General features: G+C 44.6%; 6 protein-coding genes. All 6 read right to left on the bottom strand.

All coding sequences use genetic code 11. The features are described 5' to 3' along the window. Positions 1 to 140 precede the first annotated feature (140 nt). The 6 genes from QVE09_RS27880 to QVE09_RS27855 all read right to left on the bottom strand — a co-directional run bounded on the left by QVE09_RS27880 (position 141) and on the right by QVE09_RS27855 (position 11,204). Complete coding sequence (locus QVE09_RS27880; protein WP_397387112.1) at positions 141 to 1,838, bottom strand: ABC transporter substrate-binding protein; 1,698 nt, start codon at positions 1,836 to 1,838, stop codon at positions 141 to 143. A 321-nt stretch (positions 1,839 to 2,159) separates the two neighbouring features. Continuing rightward, entirely contained in the window at positions 2,160 to 3,863 is a 1,704-nt protein-coding gene (locus QVE09_RS27875; protein WP_315939429.1) for an ABC transporter substrate-binding protein, read from the bottom strand. Between the two features lie 375 nt (positions 3,864 to 4,238). Then, a complete protein-coding gene (locus tag QVE09_RS27870; RefSeq protein WP_315939428.1) occupies positions 4,239 to 5,927 on the bottom strand; it encodes an ABC transporter substrate-binding protein in 1,689 nt (562 codons plus the stop codon). Positions 5,928 to 6,115: 188 nt separating this feature from the next. Beyond that, entirely contained in the window at positions 6,116 to 7,018 is a 903-nt protein-coding gene (locus QVE09_RS27865; RefSeq protein WP_036606894.1) for a carbohydrate ABC transporter permease, read from the bottom strand. A 15-nt stretch (positions 7,019 to 7,033) separates the two neighbouring features. Next, complete coding sequence (locus QVE09_RS27860; protein ID WP_036606891.1) at positions 7,034 to 8,017, bottom strand: ABC transporter permease; 984 nt, start codon at positions 8,015 to 8,017, stop codon at positions 7,034 to 7,036. Positions 8,018 to 8,294: 277 nt separating this feature from the next. After that, positions 8,295 to 11,204 (bottom strand): glycoside hydrolase family 2 protein, encoded by a 2,910-nt coding sequence (locus QVE09_RS27855; protein ID WP_315939427.1) that lies wholly within the window; start codon positions 11,202 to 11,204, stop codon positions 8,295 to 8,297. Between the last annotated feature and the right edge of the window lie 147 nt (positions 11,205 to 11,351).

The following is an 11,351-nucleotide window of genomic DNA, read 5'->3' as shown; positions in this document are numbered from 1 at the left end:
TTTTCGGTAAGTGCTTACAATAATAAAATTATATGTGATTTCAAAATTTGCGTCAATGCAAATCATCACAACATTCCACAAAAAAAAGGCCCAATATAGGGCCCTTTCCTTGTGTAACCATGGATTCTATTTAATCCATGTTATTTTACATCTTTTCCTGTCCACAGAGAGACACGATCTTTCACCCAAACGGTGTACTGTTTCTCCATCTCCACTGCACCTGCTTTGTCCAATTCAGCCAGGAAGGCATCATAAGTTGCATCAAAGTTCGCTGGTGTAGTCAGAACAGCTTCCGGAATCCGTTTACGTACGATATCCTGTGTTTTCTGGAATGTTACGTTGTAATCTGTGTCGGAAGGTACCGGCATGTTATATGCTGCACCCCATTCTTTCAGCTTCAGATCATCTTCGGAAGGATAAAAATCTTTCCATGTTGTAATACCATACGCTTTCAAGGTTTCCTTCTCAGCTGCAGTGTAGCCTGCTTGAATCTGCTCAGGGAAGTTCGTTGTATAGTAGTTATCCGTAGAATCTTTCACACCATCACCGTATCTCGCACTAAAAGCATTATACATCCCGATACCTGTTTCCTTGGTGAAATTCGAGTTGTCATTTGTTTTGCGATCCTGAATCTCGTCAGGAATCACACGCTTCCCGTCTTCTACATTATAATGTTCGCCTTCGATTCCCCAGTTTCTCAGAACTTGTCCTTCATCAGAAGCAAGCCAATCCAAGAATTTGATGATACGTACCGGATCTTTGGCCGAAGTTGTGATCCCAATACCATAACCATCAAATCCGGTTGGTTGGAACGTATGATCTACAATATCCTTGTTCAGGGACACGGAGAAGTGAGCATATGTGGCATCATCCTTGCCCGATGATTTAAGCGCGTTTTCCGCTTCTTGATAATTCCACTCTTGGTCGATCAGACCGAGTACACGGCCACTGGCAATTTTGGACTTATATTGGTCATCCTTTTGAACAAATGCATCTTTGTCCAGGAGTCCTTCATTGTACATTTTGTTCAACCAACGGAAATATTCTTTCTCCTCTGGACGTTTGTAGTGAAGCATCGCTTCATACGTTTCAGGGTTAATGTAGTATTCACCATCATCGGGTGCACCTGTTGCCTGGAAGGCCGGGTTCGTTACTGTGATCATGATCTTCCAGTCATCTGCATTCAATGTCAACGGAATGGTTGGTTGACCATCAATGGTTGGATGTTTTTCATAATAGGCTCTGAGTACGTTCTCGTAATCCTCAAGTGTCTTCACTTCAGGGTATCCGAGCTCTTTCAGTACTCTTTGTTGAATTTCGAACCCGCCACCTGCATCAAATACAACATTATCTACACCCATGTTGGTTGGTATTGTATATATTGCCTGATCTTCCGTGTTATATTTCAGACGGTTCATCTGGTCACCATAGATTTTTTTCAGGTTCGGAGCATGCTCTTCAATCAGATCGGTCAGATCCAGCATTGCGCCTGCATCCACAAGCTTAGACAAGTTACCTTTAGGGAATATGAGATCAGGGTAATCACCACTGGCCGCCATAAGTGCAATCTTCTGATCGCCACCGTTGTTCACATCATACTCAGCTTCAATTGTAACGCCTGTTTGCTTGGTAATTTCTTTACCGACTGCATCTTGCATTTTGTTCCAGGTCGGACTAGCATCCGCCCCGAAGAATGTAACTGTGATCGGTTCGGTTCCGCTGGACTCCGAAGTCTCTTTGGTTCCCGAGTTCCCGCAGCCAGCTGTAACCAACATTGCACTTGCGAGCATCAACATTGCAAACGTCTTGGGTGTATTACCTTTCATTTTGCCTCTCATTGTCTAGTTCCCCCTATTATTTATGAAGGTTTTATCTGTATAACAGGCTTTATGCCTGAGGATACCACTTTTTTTTGAATGCGCTTTCGATATCGTTCATTTCGACGCTTTTACTGAGACTGACGTTTCGATTCTATAAAAGAAAGATCATTCATCTAACAAACATAAAACGTTTTCGAAAATGAATTAAAACGCTTACTGAAAGTGCTTACATGATAGATTATAGGCTATCCATCACCTCACGTCAACAATAAAAAAAGCCCTTTCTCAAGGGCTTTTTTCGCTTTGAAAATCAATAGCTTTCATGCTTGGTTTTCAAGCTTATTTCACATCTTTTCCAGTCCAGAGAGCTACACGTTCCTTGATCCAAACCGTGTATTGTTTCTCCATCTCTACTGCACCCGCTTTATCAAGTTCAGCCAGAAGACCATCATATACGCTGTCGAAGTTCTCTGGTTTGGCAAGAATAGCCTCAGGAATACGTTTACGGACGATATCCTGTGTTTTCTGGAACGTTACGTTGTAATCCGTGTCAGAAGGTACAGGCATGTTGTATGCTGCGCCCCAATCTTTCAGCTTCAGATCTTCTTCGGAAGGATAGAAATCTTTCCATGTTGTGATTCCATACGCTTTCAACGTTTCCTTCTCGGCTGCAGTGTAACCTGCTTGAATCTGCTCAGGGAAGTTCGTTGTATAGTAGTTATCTGTGGCATCTTTCACACCATCACCGTATCTGGCGCTAAATATGTTATACATGCCTACGCCTGATTCTTTGGTAAAAGCAGAGTTATCATTGGTTTTGCGATCTTGTACGTCATCCGGGATGATGCGTTTCCCATTTTCAACTTGGTAATGTTGGCCTTCAACACCCCAGTTTCTCAGGACCTGACCTTCCTCGGAAGCAAGCCAATCCATGAATTTGATAATACGTACCGGATCTTTGGCCGAAGTCGTGATTCCGATACCATAACCGTCAAATCCTGTCGGTTGGAACGTATGATCCACAATATCCTTGTTCAGGGATACGGAGAAGTGGGCATATGTTTTATCGCCACCGTTAGACGATTTCAAAGCATTCTCCGCCTCACCATAGTTCCACTCTTGGTCGATTAGACCAAGTACACGGCCACTGGCAATTTTGGATTTGTATTGGTCATCCTTTTGAACAAATGTATCTTTGTCAAGCAGACCCTCATTGTACATTTTGTTCAACCAACGGAAATATTCCTTTTCTTCAGGACGTTTGTAGTGTAGAACGGCTTCATAGGTCTCAGGATTGATATAATACTCACCATCATCCGGTCCACCCGTAGCTTGGAATGCAGGGTTCGTTACCGTAATCATAATTTTCCAGTCATCTGCATTCAATGTTAACGGAATAGTCGGTTGACCATCAATCGTTGGATGTTTTTCATAATACGTTCTCAGTACGTTCTCGTAGTCCTCAAGCGTTTTTACTTCAGGGTAGCCGAGCTCTTTCAATACTCTTTGTTGAATTTCGAATCCGCCCGTAGCGTCAAACGCAACGTTATCTACACCCATATTAGTCGGGATCGTGTAAATGGCTTGATCTTCCAAACTGTATTTCAGACGGTTCATCTGATCACCATAGATTTTTTTCAAGTTAGGAGCATGCTCCTCAATTAGATCGGTCAGGTCCAGCATCGCGCCTGCATCCACAAGCTTAGACAAGTTGCCTTTAGGATAGATAATATCAGGGTAATCACCACTGGCAGCCATCAAAGGAATCTTTTGGTCACCACCATTATTCACATCATACTCTGCTTCAATTGTAACTCCCGTTGCCTTAGTAATCTCTTGACCGACAGCATCCTTCATGTTATTCCAGTTCGGACTCGCGTCTGCGCCAAAGAATGTAAAGGTCACTGGACTGGTTGTATCTCCGGAATCAACCGGTTTCTCTGAAGCGTTAGTTCCTCCTCCACTGCCGCTGCATCCTGCTGTAATTGCAAGAGCACTGGCTAACAGAAGCATTGCGAATGTTTTTGGTGTTTTGCCCTTCATGTGTAATCCCCCTTATGGATATTAATGAAGCTGTATATTTGTATAACAGGCTGACCTGCACATACCGTGACCAGACGAAACGAATGTAATTTTCTTGTTTTTATAATATTAGAAGCGTTTTCTAAAAATAAAAAAATGTTCTACTCTTGCCTTATTTCCTCTTCATTTCTGCAAGTATTTACTTTGAGATTCAGGTGTATATCACATGATGTACAAGCAAATGTAAGTGCTTTCATAATTGAATAATAATCTCTACTATATCCCTTGTCAATAGTGAATTTATAAAATTGAAAACGTTTTTGGAAAACGTTTTAGATAAAAAAGAACCCAGATATTCTGGGTTCTTTTTCGTTTTAAATATGACTGGCTAATCGTTTATTTAGCCTCTTCACCGCTCCACAATTGAACACGGTTTTGAACGAGTTCTGTATATTGTTTCTCCATATCCTCTGCTCCTGCTTGGTTCACTTCTGCAATCATGCCGTCATAGATCGCATCGAACTGTTCAGGAGTACTCAGAATGGCTTCCGGGATACGTTTCCGAATGATATCCTGTGTTTTCTTGAAGATGACGTTGTAGTTGGAGTCACCTGGTGTTGGCAGATTGTATGCTGCTCCCCATGGTTTGATTGGGAACTCGTCTTCACTCGGGAACAGATCTTTCCACGTCGTAGCACCGTAAGCTTTGAGTGTTTCTTTCTCTGCATCGGAATATGCTGCCACGATCTGTTCAGGGAAATTCGTAGTGTAGTAGTTATCCGTTGAATCCTTCACACCGTCTCCATAGTGACCAGACATATTGGTGTACAGACCAATACCCGTTTCTTTCTGGAATACAGCTGCATTATTGGTTTTCTGATCCAGAATGTCGGCAGGAATGACACGTTTGCCGTCCTTCACTTCATACTGTTTGCCCTCAATTCCCCAGTTCATCAGCACCTGCCCTTCTTCAGAAGCCAGGTAATCGAAGAATTTGATCGTACGAACCGGGTCAGGATTCGATGTTGTAATCCCTACACCCCAACCGGATACAAAACCAGGGTCTTGGTAGGCATGATCCTTGATATCCTTAGACAGGGTTACCGGGAAGTGTGAATACGTTGCTTCAGTCTTACCAGCGGATTTCAATGCATTTTCTGCATCGGAGTAACCCCAATCCTGGTCAATGACACCCAGAACACGTCCACTTGCAATTTTGGATTTGTATTGGTCTGTTTTCTGGATGAAGCTGTCCTGATCCAGCAATCCAGTGTTGTACATATGGTTCAACCAGCGGAAGTACTCTTTTTCCTCTGGACGTTTGTAATGCAGACTTGCTTCATACGTCTCTGGATCGATGTAGTATTCACCATCATCCGGAGCTCCTGTTGCCTGGAAGGCTGGGTTGGTTACGGTAATCATGATTCTCCAATCATCCGCGTCCAGTGTTAACGGGATGGTTGGCTGACCATCAATTGTTGGGTGTTTCTCTTTGTACGCCCTCAATACATTCTCGTAATCCTCAAGTGTACGCACTTCCGGGTATCCGAGTTCTTTCAGTACACGGTGCTGAATGCCAAATCCACCACCTGCATCAAAGTACTTCTGGTCTACCGCATAATACGTTGGCAGCACATAAATTGCCTGATCTTCATTACTGTATTTCAACCGGTCCATGTAATTACCATACAGCTTCTTCAGATTGGGAGCATATTGGTCGATCAGATCTGTCAGATCGAGCATTGCCCCGGCATCCACCAGTTTGCTAAGTTCTCCTTTGGGTGACACGATATCCGGATAGTCTCCGCTCGCCGCCATTAAAGATATCTTATCTTGACCACCACTAACGGCAAATTCACCGTTAAGGGTTACCCCTGTTTTTTCTGTAAGGACTTTGCCGATTTCATCCTTCATGCCATTCCAGTTCGGACTGGGATCGACACTAAAGAAATCGAATGTAAGTGGAGTTGTCTCTGCGCTTGTATCCTTGAAGGACGTATCACCGCCGCTTCCTCCACCACAACCTGCGAGCAACGACATCGCAAGCACTGGAGCCAGTGCAATCTTCATTTTGGAACTTGCCATAATGGTAATCCTCCCTGTTTCATATGTCTGTCTTATCCGGGACTTTTTTTGTCCCTGTCTATAGCTTCATGAATACCACACCGCAGCCCTATACGGTGAAGCGCAGACCAAATGGCTGCGCTTCGGGCATCCTGATGCTTCATTTGTAGATGTACGGCCGCTCTATGTGGCAGCCTGTACCCACTGGTTTAACCTTTTACTGCGCCCAGTGTCATACCGCCAACAAAGTACTTCTGAAGGAATGGATATACAATGAGGATTGGAACCGTTACAACGATCGTAATCGCCATTTTGATCGATTCCGGTGAAATCTGTGTCATTTGCTGCGCCATATCATTGGCATTTCGTCCAGCACCTGAGCCTTGCTGTGTACTTTGCAATACTTTCATCAGCTCATATTGGAGCGTGGTCAGATGTGCCTTTGAACCATTATACAGGTACGTATCGAACCACGCATTCCATTGACCTACAGCCAGGAACAATGCGATGGTAGCAAGCACTGGTTTACACAGTGGCAAGATGATTCTGTAATAGATTGTAAAGTCATTCGCTCCATCCAGCTTCGCGGATTCCTGCAATGAGTATGGCAGGCCATCAATGAATGAACGGATAATGAACACGTTAAATGCACTGATCATGCCAGGCAATACATATACCCAGAATGTACCGATCAGGTTCAAGTCACGCATCAGAATGTACACCGGAATCAGACCACCGGAGAAATACATCGTGAGCGCAAGCGTTGTGGAAACAAACTTTCTAAGTCCAAAGTCAGGTCTGCTCAGTGTAAAGGCGATCATGGATGAACTGATCAATCCGAGCACGGTACCTACAAGTGTACGCAGAATGGAGATCTGCAAACCTTGTAGCAATCCATCATATTGAAAAATCGTTTTGTAGTTCTGTAATGTGAATTCGCGAGGCCACAAGTAAATTCCGCCACGTACTGTATCTGTCGAGTTATTGAGTGAGATGGCTAGTACGTTAAGGAATGGATAAAGTGTTACAACCAGCACCATGGTCATCGCGAGGATGTTGAATATATCGAACAGTTTATCGCCCCGAGTAGCATTGAATGCTTTGTTCGCCATAATGTCGTCCCCTCCCTACATGATGCTTTCTTTTGTGAATTTTTTGAACAAGCCGTTCGCAGTAAACAGAAGGATGATACTGACAACGGAGTTGAATATACCTATGGCTGTACCATACGAGAATCGTCCCATATTCAAACCATAATTGAGCGCGTATAGATCAAGTACTTCCGAGTAGTCTGTGACCAGACTGTTGCCAAGCAAGAACTGCTTCTCGAAACCGATACTGATCAGATGCCCAATCGACATGATGAAAAGTACGGAAATCGTGGTCCGTATGCCAGGCAGCGTAATATGCCACATCTGTCTCCAGCGGTTGGCTCCATCTACACGGGAAGCTTCATACAGCTCATTGTCGATACCTGTAATCGCCGCCAGATAGATTATGGCATTCCAACCGGTTTCCTTCCACATATCTGAAGCGGTTACAATGTACCAGAACAAGTTCCCCTTGGCCATGAATTGGATCGGCTGATCGATAATGTTCAGTCCTACCAATAGATCATTGATAATCCCGCCATCGGTGGATAGCATCTTGGTGATAATACCTGCCACAACGACCCATGATACAAAGTGAGGCAGATATGATACCGTTTGCACGGCACGTTTGAAGAACATTCCTCTCATTTCATTCAGGAGAATAGCGAAGAATATCGGTACGATAAAACCGACAACTAGTCCCATCAAGCTCATTGCAAGCGTATTTCGAAGTACCAGATAGAAACGATCATCACTGAACAGCTCTACAAAGTGTTTAAAACCAACCCACTCTTGATCACCAAATGATCTGGCAGGTTTATAATTTTGGAAAGCCATCGTCCATCCCCATAGTGGCAGATAGTTAAATACGAAAACCCAAGCTACGAATGGCAATGACATGAGATAGAGATATTTCTGCTGTTTCATTCTGTCCCAAATTCCGTTCCGCCGATTCTTTAAAGGCGGTTTGGGGTCACTGCTTCTGTTCGCGGAAGCGGATTTTTTTGTTAGCGTTTCCATCTCCGTTCCCCCTCCTCTGTTTTATAAAATAATCATACTCGATAGAGCGTTTTCAAAATACCATCTGGATTTTAGAGAAAATCATATAAAAATTAGATATAGACATATATAATCAGACATTAATTCGTTAAAATCAGTGATAAATTCTACTTTCAAAAGCAACATAAGCAATATAAAGGAAAAATTAAGTTTAAATGGGTAATAACGAAAACGTTTTATAATAAGCGTTTACTTCAACTGAATAACATACCAAAGGGACCCTTTCGGGTCCCTCTGATTACAATGTAAATTGAATGGTTTGCAGTTTAACGATCCCGAGTAGTTGCGCTACGGATATCGAGGTTGCTGGACGGAATTGATCTCCATTCAGATACGCAAGTATCTCCTGAAATAAGTAGGCGGCTTCCGGACGCTTCATTACAGCCAGATTGGCAAACGGAAGTGAGGATATCAAAATCTTGCCCTTCCCTACTTTTGCCTCAAAGGCATAAGCGAGTCGTTTGGCCCGATGGAAATGGTCCACCACTTCAATCAGCGGCTTCACCCCTTGCAACGTATCCAAACATATTGCTGGCGTACCGTTCACCAAGTGATACCAATGCCAGTTCGAAGTCCCATCATGCGGGAAGGAGCCTAGCAGTGCTTCCTGATCTCTCAAATACATGCCCATCGTTGCACCAGGCTGTGTAGCAAACATCAGGTAATTCCAGAATACAGAAAGATACTTGGTCTCCACTGAATCATATAACCCTTCCGCGATTGCCTGTAGCCAAACACTCCCCCCGTTGACCACATAATCAACGACATTGGGTGTTAATGACTGAACGATAATCAAGTCAATCTCCCGATTTTTCAACAACTGGAATCCATCGATGCGATCTACGCAATCATCATGCGCTTCACCCAGGAATGGCTTCAACTCTGCCACGGTATTCCAGAACCGATTCGAACCCGGATGCGACTGATAAAAAGGAAACGACCAGCCCTGCCATACATTCGCTACAGTTCTTTCCGAATCGCCTGATATCAGCTCCGCTTCGATCCGAAAAGCTGCTGCTGCTTCACGAGGTGCTGTAGCGACGATGCTTCCCAGTGACATGACGGATCCACATTGGATATCTCCGGTATTCCATGCCCCTTCAGTAAGTATCACATCATCGCTTATTAACCTCCACTGAATGACCGCGTCCACAAGCGGCTCCTTACCGTAGTGAGAGATGCGTACATCGACATGAATGGGTTCTCCGGCGTAGAATGTACGCTCCTTACAGCTTAACAACAGCACGACATCTGCGTTGAAACTCATGAATTCTTCTGGTGTTGTAATGCCTTTGTCATCCCAAAATACATCCAAAATGCCCGTCGTAGCATGTCCCTGACCCGGAAAATCACGGATGTCCAGCAGCTGCACGCCTGCAGCGTCCGGTGTTCGCCGTATCCGCTCCAGGGCTTCTTTTAAGGAACGTACCAGATGGGTACCACTGACCTGTTGAAAATGTTGCAGATCCTCCATCATTCCTTTGTTAGACAACGATTCTTCGATCGGCCGTAACCAGCTAGGGCGTAATACGCCAGTATACTTGGCTCGCTCTTGGGGCCGCACATACATGGTGTACTGTGCATGTTCGTGCCCAATGACGGGATCCTCCGCAAGCCGGGTGACTGCATGATAGTCCAGCGTGGTATCCGGCACAGCAGAATATGCGGATTCCAACGGGGGATGCCAGTTCAACGACTGAATATAATAATCACCTTCCCGCCCTTGCGCCGGAAGCTGTCCAAAACCTGTATTGTCCGTATATAACCGGGTCGGGTCCATATCCCTTGCCCTCGATACCAATGCATTGAGTTCATGATGACCATTCGGACCAATAAGTTCATTACCCATAGAGAACATGACGAATGAAGGATGTCTGTGTAACGATTGGAGCAACCCATCCAGTTCTTGTGTCAGATAAGACAATACTTCAGCTGGCGCAGACTGATTCGATTGCTCAAAGAAACGAGACCAATGTGGAAGTTCTGCCTGCACTAACATGCCCTCTTCATCAGCCGCGTCCCAGAAGGGCTCCGGTGCGCTCCACCCATGCAGACGGACGTGGTTGAATCCGTACGATCTCGCGATTTGAAACTGCTCAAGATAATGCTCCTTGTCCCAGACGGGATAACCCGTCAGTGGAAAGATACAGCAATCGACGTACCCGCGCAGATACACGGGTGTTCCATTCAATTCAAGCTGCTTCCCGTTTGTTGCAAAGGAGCGAACACCAAATGATTGCTCCAGCCGATCCAGTTCCTGTTCACCGCTACACAGACGGATCACTGCCTTGTATAATTCAGGGGATTCGTCCGACCATCTTGCGATAGACTTCCCTGTCCCCAGTTCCAATCGCCACTGATCTATTAAAGCATTGCTTTCTGCTACACCTGCTGAGCTTATATCCACATGTGATGGATCATTCAGATTCACATTACAACTATATCGATCAAGCCATGTGCCGTCCGGATGCTGGATATCCACATGTAATTGCATCGATCTAGCCAATTCATTTACGGGAGCGCTTACAGTACAATCAATCAGAAGAGTTCCATTTTCAGCATCTGGTTGAATCCGTAACGTCTGTAATCGGCATGGGGGCAGAGTGTCCAGATAAACACCACCTGTAATTCCCCCCCAGGCTGTAGCCGTATGCAATGAATGAATATGGCTACCAGCCAGCGGAAGTTTCATCGTATTATCCACGCAGATCTCCACCCGATTCACTTCTCCCTGCTTCACCAGAGAGGTAACATCCCACTTCTGTTGATTCACCAGACTATCCTGCTGCCCGGCATACTGTCCATTGATCCAGAGATTCGTTGTCCATCGGACACCTTCCAATCTGAATACATAGTGACATCCGGGATTGTCTGATGGAACATGCACATCCTGAGCATACCAGGCTGAGCCTTCATACTCGCGTACCTTGGTCCAGGTATCGAGCCTTTCATATTCAGGCTCATCTCCGTATCCTTGCTCTTCCCATGAACCGGGAATCTGAATGGTCTCCCATGATGTATTTTCACACTGTGAAGGCGGTGATATCTCTTGTTCAACGAGTTTATCGGACTCCAGATCCAAACAAAACTGCCATAGTCCATTTAAGTTCAATGTATGACGTACAGCACCTATATCAGACAATTTCATATCGTATAGCCTTCCCTTCATCTGGATTCTTGTAAATCCAGTCTAAGATGTGAAACATTCCGTGACCATTGCTTATCATGGGAAGTGCATGGACAATATGATGAATCTGGAAATTTCTCAGAAATATCGAAAACGTTTTATACAATA

The organism is Paenibacillus sp. ClWae2A, from assembly GCF_032452295.1.
GTDB lineage: Bacteria > Bacillota > Bacilli > Paenibacillales > Paenibacillaceae > Paenibacillus.
This window is presented reverse-complemented; position numbering and strand designations above follow the sequence as displayed.

Coding starts and splice junctions, on each gene's coding strand:
- QVE09_RS27880 (WP_397387112.1), bottom strand. CDS start 1,838: ATGAGAGGCAAAATGAAAGGTAATACACCCAAGACGTTTGCAATGTTG.
- QVE09_RS27875 (WP_315939429.1), bottom strand. CDS start 3,863: ATGAAGGGCAAAACACCAAAAACATTCGCAATGCTTCTGTTAGCCAGT.
- QVE09_RS27870 (WP_315939428.1), bottom strand. CDS start 5,927: ATGGCAAGTTCCAAAATGAAGATTGCACTGGCTCCAGTGCTTGCGATG.
- QVE09_RS27865 (WP_036606894.1), bottom strand. CDS start 7,018: ATGGCGAACAAAGCATTCAATGCTACTCGGGGCGATAAACTGTTCGAT.
- QVE09_RS27860 (WP_036606891.1), bottom strand. CDS start 8,017: ATGGAAACGCTAACAAAAAAATCCGCTTCCGCGAACAGAAGCAGTGAC.
- QVE09_RS27855 (WP_315939427.1), bottom strand. CDS start 11,204: ATGAAATTGTCTGATATAGGTGCTGTACGTCATACATTGAACTTAAAT.